The sequence below is a fragment of the Pseudomonas fulva genome (assembly GCF_023517795.1).
Classification (GTDB): domain Bacteria; phylum Pseudomonadota; class Gammaproteobacteria; order Pseudomonadales; family Pseudomonadaceae; genus Aquipseudomonas; species Aquipseudomonas fulva_D.
This window is the reverse complement of record NZ_CP082928.1, coordinates 5,200,439-5,217,831: the sequence shown is the minus strand read 5'-3', so window position 1 is coordinate 5,217,831 and position 17,393 is coordinate 5,200,439. Positions and strand designations below refer to the sequence as shown.

Annotated in this window: 17 protein-coding genes and 1 pseudogene; 13 read left to right on the top strand and 5 right to left on the bottom strand. The window is 65.2% G+C overall.

The annotated features are described in order from the left end of the window. Positions 1-46 precede the first annotated feature (46 nt). The 3 genes from K8U54_RS24095 to K8U54_RS24085 are packed head-to-tail and all read left to right on the top strand — an operon-like array spanning position 47 to position 2,585. Positions 47-1,015, top strand: coding sequence for a FecCD family ABC transporter permease (locus tag K8U54_RS24095; protein WP_434060046.1), 969 nt, complete (start codon positions 47-49; stop codon positions 1,013-1,015). Positions 1,016-1,026: 11 nt separating this feature from the next. Continuing rightward, positions 1,027-1,818, top strand: a complete 792-nt coding sequence (locus K8U54_RS24090) for an ABC transporter ATP-binding protein (RefSeq protein WP_013791471.1) — start codon at positions 1,027-1,029, stop codon at positions 1,816-1,818. Continuing rightward, positions 1,815-2,585 (top strand): IucA/IucC family C-terminal-domain containing protein, encoded by a 771-nt coding sequence (locus K8U54_RS24085; RefSeq protein WP_249908157.1) that lies wholly within the window; start codon positions 1,815-1,817, stop codon positions 2,583-2,585. Before K8U54_RS24090 ends, K8U54_RS24085 begins: the two co-directional genes overlap by 4 nt. Positions 2,586-2,613: 28 nt before the next feature. Here the strand turns inward: K8U54_RS24085 and K8U54_RS24080 are convergent, their stop codons facing one another. Beyond that, positions 2,614-2,850, bottom strand: coding sequence for a hypothetical protein (locus tag K8U54_RS24080; protein ID WP_349654558.1), 237 nt, complete (start codon positions 2,848-2,850; stop codon positions 2,614-2,616). Positions 2,851-2,890: 40 nt separating this feature from the next. Further along, positions 2,891-3,664, bottom strand: coding sequence for an MlaA family lipoprotein (locus K8U54_RS24075; protein WP_249908155.1), 774 nt, complete (start codon positions 3,662-3,664; stop codon positions 2,891-2,893). Between the two features lie 164 nt (positions 3,665-3,828). Between K8U54_RS24075 and K8U54_RS24070 the strand changes: the two genes are divergently transcribed. The 9 genes and pseudogenes from K8U54_RS24070 to K8U54_RS24030 all read left to right on the top strand — a co-directional run bounded on the left by K8U54_RS24070 (position 3,829) and on the right by K8U54_RS24030 (position 13,520). Continuing rightward, positions 3,829-4,542, top strand: a complete 714-nt coding sequence (locus K8U54_RS24070; protein WP_249908154.1) for a response regulator — start codon at positions 3,829-3,831, stop codon at positions 4,540-4,542. Continuing rightward, entirely contained in the window at positions 4,539-5,885 is a 1,347-nt protein-coding gene (locus K8U54_RS24065) for an ATP-binding protein (protein WP_249908153.1), read from the top strand. The genes K8U54_RS24070 and K8U54_RS24065 overlap by 4 nt, the downstream gene beginning before the upstream one ends. Before the next feature lie 307 nt (positions 5,886-6,192). Next, a complete protein-coding gene (xth, locus tag K8U54_RS24060) occupies positions 6,193-6,993 on the top strand; it encodes an exodeoxyribonuclease III (RefSeq protein WP_249908152.1) in 801 nt (266 codons plus the stop codon). A gap of 144 nt (positions 6,994-7,137) precedes the next feature. Then, on the top strand, positions 7,138-8,448 hold the full coding sequence (locus K8U54_RS24055) for an MmgE/PrpD family protein (RefSeq protein WP_249908151.1): 1,311 nt from the start codon (positions 7,138-7,140) through the stop codon (positions 8,446-8,448). Between the two features lie 9 nt (positions 8,449-8,457). Continuing rightward, positions 8,458-9,807 carry an LLM class flavin-dependent oxidoreductase gene (locus tag K8U54_RS24050; protein ID WP_249908150.1) on the top strand — a complete coding sequence of 450 codons (1,350 nt, stop codon included), beginning with the start codon at positions 8,458-8,460 and terminating at the stop codon, positions 9,805-9,807. Between the two features lie 3 nt (positions 9,808-9,810). After that, the gene (locus tag K8U54_RS24045) at positions 9,811-10,707 is read left to right on the top strand and encodes an ABC transporter substrate-binding protein (protein WP_249908149.1); all 897 of its coding nucleotides are present in this window, start codon (positions 9,811-9,813) and stop codon (positions 10,705-10,707) included. Next, positions 10,704-11,606: an amino acid ABC transporter permease gene (locus K8U54_RS24040; protein ID WP_249908148.1), complete on the top strand. Its 903-nt coding sequence runs from the start codon at positions 10,704-10,706 to the stop codon at positions 11,604-11,606. The genes K8U54_RS24045 and K8U54_RS24040 overlap by 4 nt, the downstream gene beginning before the upstream one ends. Then, complete coding sequence (locus K8U54_RS24035; RefSeq protein WP_249908147.1) at positions 11,603-12,364, top strand: amino acid ABC transporter ATP-binding protein; 762 nt, start codon at positions 11,603-11,605, stop codon at positions 12,362-12,364. The genes K8U54_RS24040 and K8U54_RS24035 overlap by 4 nt, the downstream gene beginning before the upstream one ends. Before the next feature lie 198 nt (positions 12,365-12,562). Continuing rightward, positions 12,563-13,520 (top strand): annotated as a pseudogene (locus K8U54_RS24030) (GNAT family N-acetyltransferase). 199 nt (positions 13,521-13,719) lie between these two features. Here K8U54_RS24030 and K8U54_RS24025 read toward each other — a convergent pair. From K8U54_RS24025 to K8U54_RS24015, 3 genes are all read right to left on the bottom strand, one after another. After that, positions 13,720-14,088: a hypothetical protein gene (locus K8U54_RS24025; RefSeq protein ID WP_249910520.1), complete on the bottom strand. Its 369-nt coding sequence runs from the start codon at positions 14,086-14,088 to the stop codon at positions 13,720-13,722. Between the two features lie 20 nt (positions 14,089-14,108). Then, a complete protein-coding gene (locus tag K8U54_RS24020; RefSeq protein WP_249908146.1) occupies positions 14,109-15,485 on the bottom strand; it encodes a GntP family permease in 1,377 nt (458 codons plus the stop codon). A 124-nt stretch (positions 15,486-15,609) separates the two neighbouring features. Further along, entirely contained in the window at positions 15,610-16,134 is a 525-nt protein-coding gene (locus K8U54_RS24015) for a gluconokinase (protein ID WP_249908145.1), read from the bottom strand. A gap of 192 nt (positions 16,135-16,326) precedes the next feature. Between K8U54_RS24015 and K8U54_RS24010 the strand changes: the two genes are divergently transcribed. After that, complete coding sequence (locus tag K8U54_RS24010; RefSeq protein ID WP_249908144.1) at positions 16,327-17,352, top strand: LacI family DNA-binding transcriptional regulator; 1,026 nt, start codon at positions 16,327-16,329, stop codon at positions 17,350-17,352. Positions 17,353-17,393: the final 41 nt, after the last annotated feature.

Below are 17,393 nucleotides of genomic sequence, written 5' to 3'. Positions count from 1 at the left end.
CCTGCGCTGGCGCGGTTTCTCGCGGCGAATCGAAGGCACCGGCGCGCTGCGCCTGCTGCTGGCCGTACTGTTCAGCCTTTTCGTGCTGGTTCTCGGCCTGTGCCTGGGCAAGGTCATGCTCTCGCCGCAGCGAGTCGCTGCCGTGCTGATGGGCGAGGGCGGGGCCGGGCTGAGCTTTATCGTCGAGCAACTGCGCCTGCCGCGCCTGCTGCTCGGCGGGCTGATCGGCGGGGCCCTGGCGGTGTCCGGGTTGATCCTGCAGGCCATCGTGCGCAACCCCCTGGCCTCGCCGGATCTGCTTGGGCTGTCCAGTGGCGCCAGTGCGGCGGCGGTGCTGTACCTGTCGGCCTTCGCGGCGACTTGGGGTATAGGCGGCTTGCCGCTGGCGGCGATGCTCGGCGCCGGCAGTGCCGCGCTGGCGGTCTACGGCCTGGCCTGGAAGCAGGGCACGTCACCGCTGCGGCTGGTGCTGATCGGCGTCGGTGTGTCGGCCATGCTGGCGGCGGCCACCACCTTCATGCTGGTGTTCAGCCCGCTGAGCACCACCTTGTCGGCCTACGTGTGGCTGACCGGCAGCGTGTACGGCGCGAGCTGGCGAGAGGTCAAGGCGCTGGCGGGCGCGCTGCTGTGCCTGCTGCCGGTTCTGGTCCTGCTGTCGCGCCACGTGGTGGTTCAGCAACTGGACGAGGGCCTGGCCCGCGGCATCGGCGTGCGCGTGCAGTGGCTGCGCGCAGCGCTTCTTGCCGTCAGTGTGGCCCTGGCCGGCTCGGCCATCGCCTGGGGCGGCGCCATGGCCTTCGTCGGCTTGATCGCGCCGCATATCGCTCGCCAGCTGATCCCCATCGGTTTCGCCGCCCAGGCCTGCATGGCGGCGCTGGTCGGTGCCAATCTGGTGATACTCGCCGACCTGGCCGGGCGCACCCTGTTTCTGCCGCTGGACTTGCCCGCCGGCATCTTCGTCGCCGTGTTCGGCACCCCGTATTTTCTGTACCTGCTGATCAAGCAGCGGCAGTGAGGACTCCTGAAATGACCGCCATCGCCAGCCGCAACCTGACTCTTGCCTACCAGCGCCAGCCGATCATCGACAACCTCGACCTGGCACTGCCGCGCGGCCAGGTGACGGTGCTGATCGGCAGCAACGGCTGCGGCAAGAGCACGCTGCTGAAATCCTTCGCCCGGCTGCTCAAGCCGCAGGCCGGCACGGTGATCCTCAACGGCGCCGACATCCAGCGCAAACCGACCGCCGCCGTGGCGCGGGAGCTGGCGATCTTGCCGCAGATGCCGGTAGCGCCCGAGGGCATCAGCGTGCGTCAGCTGGTCGCCCTGGGGCGCTACCCGTACCAGAGCTGGATGCAGCAGTGGTCGGCCGAGGACGAAGCCGTGGTGGCCCGCGCACTGACCCGCACCGGCCTCGACGAGCTGGCCGAACGGCCGGTCGATGCGCTGTCCGGCGGTCAGCGGCAGCGCGCCTGGATCGCCATGACTCTGGCCCAGGAAACCGAGTTGGTGCTGCTCGACGAGCCCACCACCTTTCTCGACCTGGCCCACCAGATCGAGGTGCTGGACCTGCTGCGCGAGCTCAATCGCCAGGAGGGCAAGACCATCGTCATGGTGCTGCACGACCTCAACCTGGCCTGTCGCTACGCCGACCATATGGTCGCCGTGCACCAGCGCACCGCCTACGCCCAGGGCAAGCCGGCGGACATCCTCAGCGAAGAGCTGGTCAAGACGGTGTTCGACCTGGATTGCCGGATCATCCCCGACCCGTTCTTCCATACACCGCTATGCATTCCCTTCGGCCGGGACATTCCGCGATGAGCTTCAGCGACGCCGAATGGGCCAGCCTCTGCGGCGCGCTACGGCTGCGCCGCGAATGCGAGCGGGATACTGAGCGCAGCCTGCCGGCTGCCGAGCTGCTCGACGCAGACACCTGCACGGCGCTGCTGGACAGGCTCGGCCCGGTGATTCTCTCGCCATCGCGGCGTATCACCGCCTCGCTGCTGGGCAAGCGCCAGTCGTTCCTGCTCACCGGCGCCTGCCTGTATGCCATGTCGGCCTATGACAAGGGGCTGGAACTGTCGCTGGACAACACCTTTATCGAGTACGGCCACGACGACTGCCTGTGGACCTCGTCGCTGCCGCTGCGCAGCCTGGCCGTGAGCCGGCCTGAACCCGGCGCACGCGAGGCCTGGCGCGAGGCGGTGGCTGGTCAGCTGTTCGCCGGCTTGCTGCAGCCGCTATGGGAGCGCTTTCATCAGCTCACGGGCGTGTCGCGGCGCATCCTCTGGGAAAACACCGCGGTGCGGGTCTACTCGCTGTACGAGCGGCGCCTGGCCAAGCTCGAATGCACGGCGATGCGCCAGCGCTGCGCCGAGGACTTTCGCTGGCTGACCGAACAGGCGCCCGGCAGCCTGTTCGGCCTCGACTACAACCCGCTGCAGCACTTCAACCGGCCGCTGACCCTGCTCGACGACGGCGCCCGGGCGGTGCGTTTCCGCCGCACCTGCTGCTTCTACTACCAGGCCAGCGACCCGGTGGAGTACTGCTCGACCTGCCCGCTGATCCGCCCCAAGGCCCCGCGATAACGCCGAGGAGCGGAGCCGTTGCTGATGCTTACCGCCGTTGCGCGGTCGGGTGGCCGTCACCGGGTCTGTCTCCCGGCGCGATCCTGGCTCCATTCTGCTGGCTGACCATCCAGCGCAGCAGGCTGACCAGCGACACCTTGTGATCCCGCGTGGCACCCCAGATGGATTGGTCCTCGCCATACAGCTCGGTATAGCGGCTGAGCACCAGGTGGCGGCCATCGGCGTCGAGGCGCAGTTGCAGTTCGCGGCAATGCAGGGTGGTCATATCCGGGGTTCTGATTCGCCGGTGTAATACCAGTACGCCTTCAGCGCTCATCGATCGCTCCGCAAAGGTCCGGTTGTATTCCAAGCTTGCCCTCGGCAACGAAATGCGCCCGCCGCTCGGCCACCGCATCGCGCAGGGCCAGGTAGTAATCAGGCTGCTTTCTCAGCTCGTCGGTCAGCGGCAACGCCTCGGCGCGGCCATCGACGATGCCGCCGACGGTATCCACCGTGCCCAGGGTCTCCAGGGTGTCGCTGTTGCTGCCGAACGGCGAGACCAGGAAGCTCAACACCTTGCCGCCGGCGTCGCGCAGGTTGCCGGTGCCGAGCAGCGGCAGCTCGACGATCGGGCCGTTGGCGATGTTCCACACGCCGAAGGTCTGGCCGAAGTCCGCCTCGTGGCGTTCGATGTCCAGCCGTCCGGACACGTCGATCAGGCCGACGACACCCACCGTGGTATTGAGCGCGAAGCGGCCGGCCGTGGTCAGCGAGCGCCGGCCATTGCCCTGCAGCAGATCGTTGATGAACACCTTGGGCTCGCCGAAGTTGGCGACGAAGTTGTGCACGCCGCCCTGCACGAAGCCGGGCAGGTGCCGATAGCCGCGGGCCACCGGGGCCAGCAGGTAGTCGTCGACGCCGCGGTTGAACGCGAAGATGCCACGGTTGAGCGGCTCGGCCGGGTCATGGGGCGCGGCCAGGGTGCCCTGGCAAAGCTGGCTGGAAGAGGGCGTGGGGCTAGCGCAGCCTGCGGCCAGGCTCACGGCAGCAGCCAGCGACAGGGTACGGGCGAAGTGACGAGCGAAAGCGGGAGTCGGCATGGATGATCCTCGATGGAAACTGCGCCGATGCTGCCTGGCAGGTTTTGCCGGAGGATGTCCGCCTTGTTGCGAAATCGCCGCTTTATTGCCGAATTGAAATATATGACGCGCCTGCGCCAATGGTTTTAGATAGCCGCTCCACAACTGCCTGCAGCGAGCCCCGCGTGAACCACCTATTGCTGGTGGACGATGACCTCGACGTCCTCGACCTCCTGAAGAAATTCCTCGAGCTGCACGGCTACCGCGTCGACGTGGCCAGCGATGGCACCAGCCTGTGGCAGGCGATGCAGCGCCAGCAGCCCGACCTGGTGATCCTCGACGTGATGCTGCCGGGGGAGAGCGGCCTGGTGCTTTGTCAGCGCCTGCGCAGCGAACACTCGGTTGCGGTGATCATGCTCACCGCCATGGGCGAACTCAGCGACCGCGTGGTGGGCCTGGAGCTTGGCGCCGATGACTACCTCAGCAAGCCCTTCGACGCCCGTGAGCTGCTGGCCAGGGTGCGCGCGGTGCTGCGCCGGACCGGCGAAGTCAGAAGCGTACTCAACGACAAGCCGCGACCGACCCTGGAATTCGCCGGCTGGCAGCTGGACGTCACGCGCCGCGAACTGCGCTCGCCGGACCAGGTGATGATTCCGCTGTCCGCTGGCGAATTCGAGCTGCTGCTGGTGTTCGCCGAGCACCCGCGCCGGGTGCTCAGTCGCCAGCAACTGCTGGACATGACCCGCGGCGACGCCCACGACGCCTTCGATCGCAGCATCGATGTGCAGGTCAGCCGCCTGCGCCGCAAGCTGGAAGGCGATGTCGGCGCACTGCCGATGATCCGTACGGTGCGCAACAGCGGCTACCTGTTCACCCCCAGCGTGCTGGTGAAACGATGAAACCGCTACGATGGCTCGACTGCCCCAGCGATACGGTGGCGCGCTGGATCGCCCTGACCACCATGGCCGCCATGCTGACCGCGCTGCTGCTGACCTGGGCACTCAGCCAACTGGCGGGCGTATGGGCACGGCCACCGCTGCTGCAGACCGGCCTGCTGGAGAGCCTGGCCAGCATCAGCCGGATCATCGATGCTGCGCCGCTCGAGCAGCGCCCGGCCATCGCCAGGTCGGCCAGCAACGAGATATACAGCACCACCTGGCTGCGCCGCTTCGAGGAAGCCGAGGTGCCGGCGCCGGACGACGATGCGGATTTTCGCGCCGGCGAAGAATTTCTGCGCAGCCAGCTGGGCAATCCCAACGCCAGGGTCCTGGGGTTCGAGCCCGATGAGTGGCCGGCCAACGACCCACGGGCAGGCTATGCCCTATTGGTCGAACTGCGCGATGGCTCATGGCTGAAGTTCTCGGCATTCACCCGCAACTGGGGCCTCGATCCATTGCCGCGCAACCTGATCGTCATTGCCCTGGTGCTGCTGTCGACCATTGCCGTGGCGCTGATCGCCACACGTCACCTGGCCACTCCCCTGGAGCGCTTCGCCCGCGGCGCCCGGCGCTTCGGCAGTGATTTTCGCGCGCCGCCCATCGCCGTCGAGGGGCCCCGGGAAATCCGCCAGGCCATCGTCGCCTTCAACGCCATGCAGGCGCAGTTGCAGCACTTCATCCACGACCGCACGCAGATGCTCGCGGCGATTTCCCACGACCTGCGCACGCCGCTGACGCGCATGCGCTTGCGCGGCGAATTCATCGACGACCCGGAGCAACAGGCCAAGCTGTTTCGCGATGTGGACGAGATGCAGGCGATGATCAACAGTGCCCTGGAGTTCTTCCGCGATGACGCCCGCCTGGAACCGGCGACCGCCTTCGATCTCGCCGGGTTGCTGCACACCCTGGTCGACGACTACCGGGATGCCGGCGTCGAGGTGCAGCTGAGGACTCCCGGGCGGCTGGTCTATGTCGGCCGGCCGATCGGTATCAAGCGCGCGCTCGGCAACCTGCTCGACAACGCCATCAAGTATGGCCGCGAGCCGGCCATCACCCTGGAACAGCGCGCAGAGGGTGTGCACATCCGCGTGCTGGACCGCGGGCCGGGCATCGACCCGGCGTATCAGGAGGAGGTCTTCAAACCCTTCTTCCGTATCGAGGGCTCGCGCAACAAGCACACCGGCGGCGTTGGCCTGGGACTTTGCGCCGCCCGGGCCATCGTGCTGGAACACGGCGGCAGCCTGACCTTGCGCAATCGCCCCCGCGGCGGCCTGGAGGTGCGGGTCGAACTGCCGTTCGCCTGAGCATCTTACGAAGTTCAGCTGACCGATCCGGCCTTCTGGCTCGCCGAGACGGCTTCAGCCAGAGCTATGGTGAGATGTCCGAATACGTCACCACGACGGAACCGGCATGTTCCGCGTTGGTCTCGCGTTCGGCCATCATGCGCGTGCCATTTTCCTTGAGGGCAAACACCAGGCTCCTATTACGCCGCTATCCGGCGGGGCGTGGTAATGGCGGTCGGCGAATAGCCTCGACCGGCCAATACATAAATTGCACCGGCTGCCGGTCGCGCAGGTCACAAGCCTACGATGATCACCCTGGGAGCCGCCGATGAAGCGCCTGCGCATCGCCACCTTCAATATCAATGGCATCAACGCCCGACTGCCCAACCTGCTGAGCTGGCTGGAGCGTGAGCAGCCGGACGTGGTGTGCCTGCAGGAACTGAAGACGCCGGACAAGTCGTTCCCGGCCCGGGACATCGAAGCGGCCGGCTACGGCGTGGTGTATCAGGGGCAGACGTCGTGGAACGGCGTGGCGATTCTCGGCCGCGATACCCAGCCACTGGAGATTCGCCGTGGCCTGCCCGGTGCGGAATGGGACAGCCAGGCGCGCTATATCGAGGCGGCGGTACTTGGCGTGGTGGTGGCCTGCCTGTACCTGCCCAACGGCAACCCGCAGCCCGGCCCGAAGTTCGATTACAAGCTCAGGTGGTTCGAGCACCTGATCGAGCATGCACGCAGCCTGCAGGCCAGCGAGCACCCGGTGGTGCTGGCCGGCGATTTCAACGTGGTGCCGACCGACTTCGACATCTACAACACCCGTTCCTGGCTGAAGGATGCCTTGCTGCAGCCGGAAAGCCGTGAGTGCTTCCGGCGCTTGCTGGACCAGGGCTGGGTGGACGCGTTGCGCACCCTGCACCCGGATGAGCAGTTGTTCACCTTCTGGGATTACTTCCGTCGCCACTGGCAGAGCAACTCCGGGCTGCGGATCGACCACCTGCTGCTCAACCCGGCACTGGCGCCCTACCTCCAGGCGGCGGGCGTAGACACCTGGGTGCGTGGCGAGGAGCACCCCAGTGACCACGCGCCAACCTGGATCCAGCTGAGCAGCCGCAAACGGCGAGGCAGATGAAGCCATGCTGACGACCAGAAGCGTTATTTCCTTTGGAAATAAGCAAAGACCTTTTTCATATTTGCAGCCGCTTTGGGTGACAAGGAAAATGCTCGATTACGCAATTTTTTGATACAGGTCAAAGCCTTACTTTAAAGGTGTCTTTTGAACGCATCCCTCAGCGGCCAGTTGGCCACAACGCTTTTCGACAGCCAGCCGGGGCCTGACGAGCGTCAGCGTGCCCGCGACGGCCTGATCGACTATTTCGCCTGCCTGCTGCCGGTGCAACTCGGCCTGGTGCGGGACTCGGGACTGGCGCCGCTACGTGGGGTGTTTCCTGCTACGCGCAGCATGGGAAATCACGCGTTGCAGCTCGGCTACATGAGCCATGCCCTGGATTTCGACGACTACCATGCGACCTTTCGCGGCCACCCGACCACCGTGGTGCTGTCGACGCTGCTGACCTTGCTCGAAGACCAGCCGCCGATGGCGGTCGAGGCGTTTCTCGACGCCTATATCGTCGGCGTCGAGCTGGCGGGGCGCCTGGGCAAGGCCATCGGCACGCGCCATTACGCCGCCGGGCTGCACAGCACCGCGACGCTGGGTGTGATCGCGGCCACCGGCGCCGCGTGCCGGTTGCTGCGCCTGACGAAGGAACAAAGCGAAGTCGCCCTTGGCCTGGCCGCCACCCAGGCTTCGGGCCTGCGCGCCCAGTTCGGCTCCGCGGCCAAGGCCCTGCATGCCGGCCTGGCCGCACGGGGTGCGGTCAACAGCGTCGAATTGGCCCGCGCCGGTTTCGCCGCGCAACGCCACGGCGTGCTGGAGGCATTCCTGGCCGCCGTGGGTTACGGCGTCGAACGCCCTGATGATCTGCTGGCCGGGTGGGGCGCACCCTGGCGAATCATCTCGCCCGGCCTGGAATTCAAGCGTTACCCAACCTGCGGCGGTACCCATAGCGCCGCGGAAGCGGCCTTCGTGCTGCGCGAGCGGCTGGGTGCCGACCTGGACGCCGTGCAGCATATCGAGGTGAGCTTCCCGCCGGGCGCCGACACCGCACCCAATATCACTGCCCCGGTCAATGGCGTGCAGGCGCGCTTCAGCCTCGAATACGTGATCGCCGATGGGCTGCTCAACGGCGCCATTTCCCTCGAGCGTTACGGCGAAGAAGCGGTCGATATCCGGATCGCCGCGCTGGCCGCCCGGGTACGCCGGGTACCGGACCCCAGTGCGCCGGCCGATGAGCTGGATCCGGACCGGCGCTTTCACCGCGTCACCCTGTTCATGGCCGATGGCACCTCCCACAGCCACTGCGTGACGCGCCTGGAAACCGCCGCCGTGCCCACCGATGTGCTGGCCAAGCTGCGCAACAACCTTCGATCCCTGCCCGAGGCGCGGCTGGCCGCGATCAGCGCGGATCTGCAACTCGCTGACGATGCCGCGCTGCATCGTCTGGCTTCACTCATTAGCTGTCAGTAAGGATTCGTTATGTCCGTGCAACCTGCTTCACCCCGTCAATTGCGCCTCGGCCTGTTCGTGCAGGCGCTGGGGCACCACGTGGGCGGCTGGCGTGCCGAGGGCGCGAAAGGCTCGCCCACCGATATCGACTGGTTCACCTGGATCGCCAGGAAGGCGGAAGAGGGCAAGTTCGACATGTTCTTCGTCGGCGACGCCCTGGCTACCAGCGTGCATCGTTTGCCGTCGACCCTATCGCGCCTGGAACCGCTGACGCTGCTCTCGGCCCTGGCCGTGCAGACCCAACACATCGGCCTGGCCGCCACCGCGTCCACCACCTTCGACGAGCCGTTCCACCTGGCGCGCGCGCTCTGTTCGGTGGACCACATCAGCCGTGGCCGCGGCGCCTGGAACGTGGTCACCTCGTTCTCCCTCGACGCGGCGCGCAACTTCAGCCGTGAAGACCTGCCGTCCCACGCCGACCGCTACGAAATGGCCCGGGAGTTTCTCGATGTGGCCTTCAAGCTGTGGGATGGCTGGGAAGAGGGCGCCATCGTCCGCGAGAAGGACACCGGCCGTTACTCCGATGAAAGCAAGATCCATGCGGCCAACCACAAGGGCAAGCACTTCCAGGTGCAAGGCCCGCTGAACATCGCCCGTTCACCCCAGGGCCGCCCGGTGATCATCGAGGCGGGTTCGTCGCCGGCAGGCCAGCAGTTGGCCGCGCAAACCGCCGAAGTGGTGTTCACCGCAGCGTCGTCGCTGGAGGAGGGCCAGGCCTTCTACCAGAGCCAGAAGCAGTTCGTGCGTGACGCCGGTCGCCAGCCCGACCACCTGCTGATCCTGCCCGGTGTGATGCCCATCGTCGGCCGTACCCGTGAAGAGGCCCAGGCAGTCTGGAACCAGCTCAACGAACTGGTGGACATCGACAACGGCATCGAGCAGCTGTCGGCGCGTTTCGGCGTGGACATGACCGCCTATCCGCTGGACGGCCCGGTGCCGGAAATCCCCGCCACCGAAGGCAGCCAGAGCCGCGTCAAGCTGCTTACCGAGCTGGCCGCCCGCGAGAACCTCACCCTGCGCCAACTGGCGGCGGTGGCTGCCGGCTCGCGCGGTCACCGCGTTGTGGTCGGCACCGCCGAGGATATCGCCGATGACTTCCAGCACTGGCTGGAGCAGGGCGGCGCCGATGGTTTCAACATCATGCCGGCGGTGCTGCCCGACCAGCTGGAGCTGTTCGTCGAGCTGGTGATTCCCGAGCTGCAGCGCCGCGGCCTGTTCCGCACCGATTACCAATTCAGCACGCTGCGGGAAAACCTCGGCCTGCCTCCTGTCGACGAAAACTTTGCCGCCGTTGCCCCACTGGCAACCGAGAAGGAATGACCCATGAAACGTTCTGCACTGACCGCTGCCGCCTTCGCGCTGTTGCCCCTGACCGGCGCCATTGCCGCCGACAAGGGCGTGCCCTTCAACGCCACCGCCAAGCCCGAGGCCGATGCCGCGCTGCATGACAGCCTGCCGGAGGCGATCAAGAAACGTGGCAGCATCATCGCCGGTACCAACCCGAACACCCCGCCGACCACCTTCTACCAGGCCGACAACAAGACCCTGGCCGGGCGCGAGATCGACATCATCAGCGCGGTCGCCGATCGCCTGGGCGTCAGGCTGGATCTGCGCGACACCGGCGGCTTCGACAACATCATTCCGGGCTTGAAATCCGGGCGTTACGACGCGGCGATCTCCAATATCGACGCCAATGCCAAGCGCCTGGAGCAGGTCGACTTCGTCGGCTACTACAACGCCTCCAAGCTGGCCCTGGTCGGCCGCGCGGATTCCGACAAAGGCCCGTTCAACAGCTTTGCCGAGCTGTGCGGCCAGACCGTCGGCGCCGGCGCCGGCACCTCCCAGGTCACGCGCCTGCAACAGGCCAGCGAGGCCTGCGTGGCCGATGGCAAGCCGGCCATCAAGGTGCCGATCTTCCCGGATCGCCCGGCCGGCGTACAGGCGGTGATCAGCGGCCGCGTGCCGATGTTCTTCGGCCCCTACGAAGGCCTGCGCTACCAGGCCAGCCAGGTGAAGGCGCTGAAACTGGCCGGCGAGATCACCATCGAGGACACCATCGTGTCCATCGCCCTGGCCAAGGACTCGCCGCTGGGCAAACCGATCCAGGCAGCGCTGAACTCGCTGATCAAGGACGGCACCTACCAGCAGATCCTCGACAAGTGGGAAATCGGCTTCGGCGCCGTCGAATCCGCCGGCCTCAACGCAGAAAACCTCAAATGAGCCAACGGCCTGACGACGACATCGCCGGGCTGCGCATCGTCAAGCACCGTCACTGGGGGCGCTGGTTCAGCGCCCTGATCGTGCTGTTGCTGCTGTCGCTGGTGGCCACCTCGATGGTCAACAACCCACGTTTCGAATGGGACGTGGTGGCGCAGAACCTGACGGAGGAGTCGATCCTCGCCGGCGTGCTGATGACCATCGAACTGACGGTCATCTCGGTGGTGTTCGGCTTTGCCGGCGGTACGCTGCTGGCCCTGATGCGGCTGTCGTCCAACCCGGTGCTGGTCAGCGTCAGCTGGGCCTACACCTGGTTCTTCCGCGCCGTGCCGATGTTGGTGCAGCTGTTTCTCTGGTACAACATCGCGGCGCTGTACCCGCAGCTGTCGCTGAGCCTGCCGCTGGTGGGCGAGTTGTGGAGCGCGGAAACCAACGAGATCATCAGCCCGTTCAGCGCGGCGGTGCTGGCCCTGGTGATTCACCAGTCCGCGTACGCGGCGGAAATCATTCGCGCCGGCATCCAGAGCGTCGGACAGGGCCAGCTCGAAGCCGCCAAGGCCCTGGGCTATCGGCCCGGGCAGATCTTCCGCCAGACCGTGCTGCCCCAGGCCATGCGCACCATCCTGCCGCCGGCCGGCAACGAGGTGATCGGCCAACTGAAAACCACCGCGGTGGTGTCGGTGATCGCCCTGCAGGATGTGCTCTATTCGGCGCAGATCATCTACCAGCGCACCTATGAGGTGATTCCGCTGCTGCTGGTCGCCACCCTCTGGTACTTGGTGATGACCTCGGTGCTGTCGGTGCTCCAGCATTACATCGAAGTGTGGTTCAGCCGCGGCAATGGCCCGGCGCGGGGCAGCTGGCTGCGCCGCAACAAAGGCACGCAGGAGTCCGCGTCATGAGCGAGCCCATCCGCCTGCATGGCGTGCACAAGCAGTTTTCCGGCAATACGGTGCTGCACGGCATCGACCTGGACATCGCCGCCGGCTCGGTGACGGTGATTCTCGGGCCGTCCGGTTCGGGCAAGTCGACACTGCTGCGCTGCATCAACCACCTGGAAAAACTCGACGGCGGCACCATTCACGTCGGCGACACGCTGATCGGTTATTGCCGCAAGGGCCAGGCGCTCTACGAACTGCCGGAGAAGGCCGTCGCCCGGCAGCGTCAGCGCATCGGCATGGTGTTCCAGCAGTTCAACCTGTTCCCGCACCGCACGGTGCTGCAGAACATCGCCGATGCACCGATCCGCATCCTCGGCCAGAAACGCGCCGAGGTGGAGGCGCGGGCCATGCAGCTGCTTGACCAGGTCGGTCTGGCGCACCGTGCGCAGGCCTGGCCACGGGAGCTGTCCGGCGGCCAGCAGCAGCGCGTGGCGATCGCCCGGGCACTGGCCATGCAACCCGAGGTGATGCTGTTCGACGAGCCGACCTCGGCACTGGACCCCGAGCTGGTGGGCGAAGTGCTCCAGGTAATGAAGCAGTTGGCGCACTCGGGCATCACCATGGTGGTGGTCACCCATGAAATCGGCTTTGCCCGCGAGGTGGCGGACAACCTCGTGTTCATGGACAACGGCAAGGTGGTGGAGGCGGGCGATGCCCGCGCCTTGCTGGACAACCCGCAGCATCCACGGCTGCGCGAGTTCCTGGCCAGCGTGCTTTGAGGCGCGCCGCCTGGTGGTGAGCCTTGCTCATCGCCAGGTGCTTTATTCGGCCCGGCTTGCGTGAACGGTATGTAGAAATTGCGCAGCTGTCTAAGGCGGGAGAGGGCGCCGACCTGCCGAGTAACAGCCAACCATGTTCAAGCGGGTCGGAATCACGCGCCCGATGTATTAGACTTGCCGGTTGCCGAAAGAACCGTCATGGCCATAGCCATGAAGGGCTTTCATCCTTCAAATATGTGTGGTGAAGATGAACAAGCCTTTCATTTCGCTGTGCCCTGAAATTACCCGGGCACATGCGCTGAAGCTGATGGACTGGTTGGAAGATGAGCGCGTTACCTGCTACCTGAGCGATTCGCGTGATGTTTCCCGCTCCATCGAACACGCCATCGATCGGACTCAGTTGCCGATTCTGACCCATCTGTTCAACCAGGGCGGCCGATTCTTCATGGCCTACGACCGGCATGACGATCCGGTTGGCTTCGTGCGTCTGATCAAGACCGGCTCGGCGTGCGAAATCGTCCTGGCCATCGGCGACAGCGACAAGTGGGGGCAGAACCTGGGCACCCGTACGATCCGCGAAAGCATGAAACTGGCTTTCCTCGACATGCGGGCCAAGACGCTGATCGCCAAGATCCATCCGGACAACCAGCGCTCGCAGAAAGCCTTTGAACGCAGCGGCTTCAGACTCGAGAGCGAAACGCCGACCATGACGTTATGGGCCATGACGGCCGGGCGCTACCTGCAGCTGCTGCGCGAAGATGCGTTCCGCGATGCACCTGGGATCTACATCACCGAAATGGACAAGGCCAAGCTCGACAGCCTGATCGCGCTGGAGGAAGGCCCAGTCGTCCAACTCGAACATGAGCTCGAGCGCGCCATCGTCGTCGAGGCGGATCAGGTGCCCAGCAATGTCGTCACCATGAACTCCAGGGCCCTGGTGCAGCTGGACGACGAAGCGTTCGAAGTGGCCCTGGTTTATCCCGAAGACGCCGACCACAGCGCTGGCAAGCATTCGGTGTGTTCCGACCTCGGCGCCGCGATCCTGGGTTATCAGGAGGGGGATGCCATCAACTGGCGCATAGCGGGTCGCACGCGGCAGATCGAGATCAGGAAGGTGCTTTACCAGCCGGAGGCGGCGGGTGATTATCACCTGTAATCCGGCGCGAAATCTTCCCAAGAACGGGCAGCGCTGTTCATGGCTGATAAGATTGCTATGGATAGAAGATTGAGCGAGGAGAAATGCCAGGCGACTCAGCGTGCCATCGTCGTCGAGGTTTGAGGCAAACGGGGCACAGGTTGATCTAGCGGCTGGCAGCTTCGTATATGCAATTTAACATAATATACATTATGCGAAGTTATGTACTGAACGATGCCAGCCGTTCTCCTGCCAGGTTCTTGTAATCATCCGCTGCAAAACTCACTACGTAATCGTCAGTCCCTTCAAAGTGGCCGCTGCTGATGCCGAACACTCTAATTTGCGAAAGATGCTCGCCATGGGCATGCGCACGGTGCTTGGACGGCTTTGCAGATATGGCTGTCGAAGATGCCGCGGCTGGCGTCCTGCTTTCAGCTCGCGTTGTGCCTGAGAAATATCGTGGGTCGTTCGCCAGGATCTGGCGCTGCGTACGGCACCAGATGAACACGTTCCAGGGCGCCGCATAGCAAGCTGCCGGGTTGTTCCAGATCTGGAACGGTGTGTAATCCCGCACCGATGCCGTCGCCATGACGGCATCGGCCTTTCACGCTACAGGATCAGGCTACCGATAACGGCCAGAATGAACGCGATACCACCCAGCAACGTCTCCATCACCGTCCAGGTTTTCAGCGTGGTCTTCTCGTCCATTTCCAGGAAGCGGCTGACCAGCCAGAAGCCCGAGTCGTTGACATGGGACAGCACCGTCGCGCCACCGGCGATGGCCACCACGATAAAGCACAGGTCGAACTCGCTGAGCCCCGGCGTGGCGGCGACCATTGGTGCCACCAGCGCGGCTGTGGTGGTCAAGGCCACGGTAGCCGAGCCCTGGGCGACGCGCAGCGCCGCGGAGATCACGAAGGCAGCGAGGATTACCGGCATGCCGGTGTCCGACAGGGTATCGGCCAGGGCATCACCGATACCACTGGTGCGCAGCACACCACCGAACATGCCCCCTGCCCCGGTGACCAGAATGATCGAGCAGATCGGCCCGAGCGCGCCTTCGCAGACCTTTTCCAGATGCTGGCGACTGTGCCGGCCGCTGAAGGCGATCAAGGCGAACAGCACGGTGATCAGCAGCGCCACCGGCGTTTTGCCGAGCATGCGCAGGAACTGCACCCAGCTGCTGCCGCCATCCACCGCGCCCATGACCGTCAGGGTGTTGAGGCCGGTGTCCAGAAAGATCAGCAGCAATGGCATCAGCAGAATGGTCATCACCAGTGAAAAGGCCGGCGGCGTCACGCTGTTATCGCGCGGCACGTCGGTCAGAAAGCTGGCCGGCAGTTTCAGGTCATAGCGTTTGCCGGCCCACAGGCCGAACAGATAGGCGCCGAAATACCAGGTTGGCAGCGCGATGACGGTACCGACGATGACCAGCAGACCGATGTTGGCGCCCAGCAGTTCTGCCGCGGCCACCGGCCCCGGATGCGGCGGCACCAGGGCGTGCATCGCGGCGAAGGCGCCGGCGGCAGGCAGCGCATACTTGAGGGTCGAGCCGCCGAAGCGCTTGGCCACGCTGAAGATGATCGGCAGCATCACGATCAGGCCGGCATCGAAGAAGATCGGAAAGCCGAACAGCAGCGAGGCTACGCCCAGCGCGAATGGCGCCCGGTGTTCACCGAACTTGTTGATCAGCGTGTCGGCCAGCACCTGGGCGCCGCCGGTGATTTCCAGCAGGCGGCCGATCATCGCGCCAAGGCCGACCAGCAAGGCTACTGCTGCGAGGGTGGTGCCGAAGCCGCCGAGCAGTGTCGGCACGATCTTGTCGAAGGGAATCTGCGTCGCCAGAGCCGTGAAGATACTCACCAGCACCAGCGCCAGGAACGCATGCAGGCGGAAGCGGATGATCATCAGCAACAGCAGCAGAACGGCGCCGGCGGCGATGGACAGCAGTGGCCCGGCGCCGAGGGTGGTGGTCACTTCATTCATGGTGAGCGCCCTCCTCTACAGCTGCAGTCAGGTGATCAAGGGGTGTGCGGTACAGCTCAGCCTGATGTTCGGTATTCATGTCGCCTCCACTTGTCTTTGTTATGGGAGATGCATGGGTGCACGGTCAGCGGTCGTCGCTGGAAGCCCGCCACCAGTCAGCGGCCTTGCGGCCAAGGGTATCGATGGGTTGCGTGGCATCCAGCGCCAGGGTCGAGGGCTCGCCATGGGGCGGTTCCAGAGTGGCGAACTGGCTGTCGATCAGGCTGGCGGGCATGAAGTGCCCCGGGCGATTGCCGACGCGCTGGGCGGCCTCCTCACGGGACAATTCGAGAAACACGAAGCCCAGGCCGGGCACGGCCTCGCGCAGCCGGTCGCGGTACTTGCGCTTGAGCGACGAGCAGGTCAATACGGGATGGGGGTGGGCCTCGAGTGCGCTGATCAGTTCCCGACCCAGGCGCGTCAGCCAGTCGGCACGGTCATCGTCATCGAGGGGAATTCCCGCGCTCATCTTCTCGATATTGGCGGGCGGATGAAACTGGTCACCTTCGATCAGGTAACCGCCGACATGGTTGGCGATCGATTCGCCGACGCAGCTTTTGCCACATCCGGATACGCCCATGACGACCACTGCGGTTATCGGTTTGCTCATCGTGCAACTCCAGCAGAAGACAGCGCTATCTTTGGCGGATATAGCAATACGCGAGACAGCGGCTTCAAATGTTGTAACTGTTATACGCCGGTTCCTGCTGCTCAGAGGCTGCCAGCGCATCGCGCTCGATTGCCAAGCCCTTGAGACAGCGCTACCTTAACCATCAACTCTGGCCGATGACAACCCCTGGCGATGAAATCCCCGACGCACAGCAGTTCCCGCACCCTTGGCATGCCGACCCTGGCGCAGGTCGCCGAACGTGCCGGGGTATCGACCATCACCGCCTCGCGGGCGCTGCGCGGCGTGGCCACGGTGGGTGCCGATCTCGCCGAACGGGTGCGCAAGGCCGCCGATGAGCTGGGTTATGTGGGCAACCCGGCGGCGCGAACCCTGGCGTCGGCGCGTGGCACCTCGGTCGTGGTGCTGATTCCGTCGCTCTCCAACCAGCTGTTCATCGAGCCGCTGGAGGCCATTCACGAAGTGATGCGCCCACGCGGTATCGAGGTATTGATCGGCGATTACCACTATTGCCGCGACGAGGAAGAGCGACTGGTGCGCAACTACCTGCCGTACCGGCCCATGGGCATGCTGCTGACCGGTTTCGACCGCACCGAAGGCACGCGACACCTGCTCGGCGCCAGCCGCATTCCCTGCGTGCACATGATGGAATTGAGCGATGCGCCGGGTATCGCCAGCGTCGGCTTTTCCCAGCAGGCGGCGGGTGAAGCCGCGGCCAGGCACCTGTTGCAGCAAGGTCGCAAGCGGCTCGCCTATGTGGCGGCCCAGCTGGACCCACGGGTGATGCAGCGTGGCGAAGGCTTTCGCCGTGCCCTGCAGGCCGCGGGTGTCTACGACCCGACCCTGGAGCTGTTGCACCCCCTGCCCTCGTCCATCGGCCTGGGCTGCCAGCTGTTTCGCGAGCTGATGCAGCGCCACCCGGATGTCGACGGCATCTTCTTCTGCAACGACGACCTGGCCCAGGGCGCGCTTTTCGAGGCGCAACGCTGCGACATGGCTGTGCCGGGACGCGTGGCGATGGTCGGTTTCAACGACCTGCCGGCTTCTGCGCACACCGTGCCGCGGCTGTCATCGATCCATACGCCGCGCACCGAGGTCGGTCGCGAAGCCGCCAACCTGCTGCTGAAAATGCTCGATGGTCGCCCTGCTGCATCCAGCATCGACCTGGGCTTCGAGTTGCGGGTGCGGGAAAGCAGCTAGCAGGTCATCAAACGGCAATACATCTCGGCGATGCTCGAGGC

Excerpts from the sequence above, each read along its gene's own strand:
- K8U54_RS24090 (WP_013791471.1), top strand. The coding sequence starts at position 1,027 with ATGACCGCCATCGCCAGCCGCAACCTGACTCTTGCCTACCAGCGCCAG.
- K8U54_RS24085 (WP_249908157.1), top strand. The coding sequence starts at position 1,815 with ATGAGCTTCAGCGACGCCGAATGGGCCAGCCTCTGCGGCGCGCTACGG.
- K8U54_RS24080 (WP_349654558.1), bottom strand. The coding sequence starts at position 2,850 with ATGACCACCCTGCATTGCCGCGAACTGCAACTGCGCCTCGACGCCGAT.
- K8U54_RS24075 (WP_249908155.1), bottom strand. The coding sequence starts at position 3,664 with ATGCCGACTCCCGCTTTCGCTCGTCACTTCGCCCGTACCCTGTCGCTG.
- K8U54_RS24065 (WP_249908153.1), top strand. The coding sequence starts at position 4,539 with ATGAAACCGCTACGATGGCTCGACTGCCCCAGCGATACGGTGGCGCGC.
- xth (WP_249908152.1), top strand. The coding sequence starts at position 6,193 with ATGAAGCGCCTGCGCATCGCCACCTTCAATATCAATGGCATCAACGCC.
- K8U54_RS24050 (WP_249908150.1), top strand. The coding sequence starts at position 8,458 with ATGTCCGTGCAACCTGCTTCACCCCGTCAATTGCGCCTCGGCCTGTTC.
- K8U54_RS24045 (WP_249908149.1), top strand. The coding sequence starts at position 9,811 with ATGAAACGTTCTGCACTGACCGCTGCCGCCTTCGCGCTGTTGCCCCTG.
- K8U54_RS24040 (WP_249908148.1), top strand. The coding sequence starts at position 10,704 with ATGAGCCAACGGCCTGACGACGACATCGCCGGGCTGCGCATCGTCAAG.
- K8U54_RS24035 (WP_249908147.1), top strand. The coding sequence starts at position 11,603 with ATGAGCGAGCCCATCCGCCTGCATGGCGTGCACAAGCAGTTTTCCGGC.
- K8U54_RS24025 (WP_249910520.1), bottom strand. The coding sequence starts at position 14,088 with ATGGCGACGGCATCGGTGCGGGATTACACACCGTTCCAGATCTGGAAC.
- K8U54_RS24020 (WP_249908146.1), bottom strand. The coding sequence starts at position 15,485 with ATGAATGAAGTGACCACCACCCTCGGCGCCGGGCCACTGCTGTCCATC.
- K8U54_RS24015 (WP_249908145.1), bottom strand. The coding sequence starts at position 16,134 with ATGAGCAAACCGATAACCGCAGTGGTCGTCATGGGCGTATCCGGATGT.
- K8U54_RS24010 (WP_249908144.1), top strand. The coding sequence starts at position 16,327 with ATGAAATCCCCGACGCACAGCAGTTCCCGCACCCTTGGCATGCCGACC.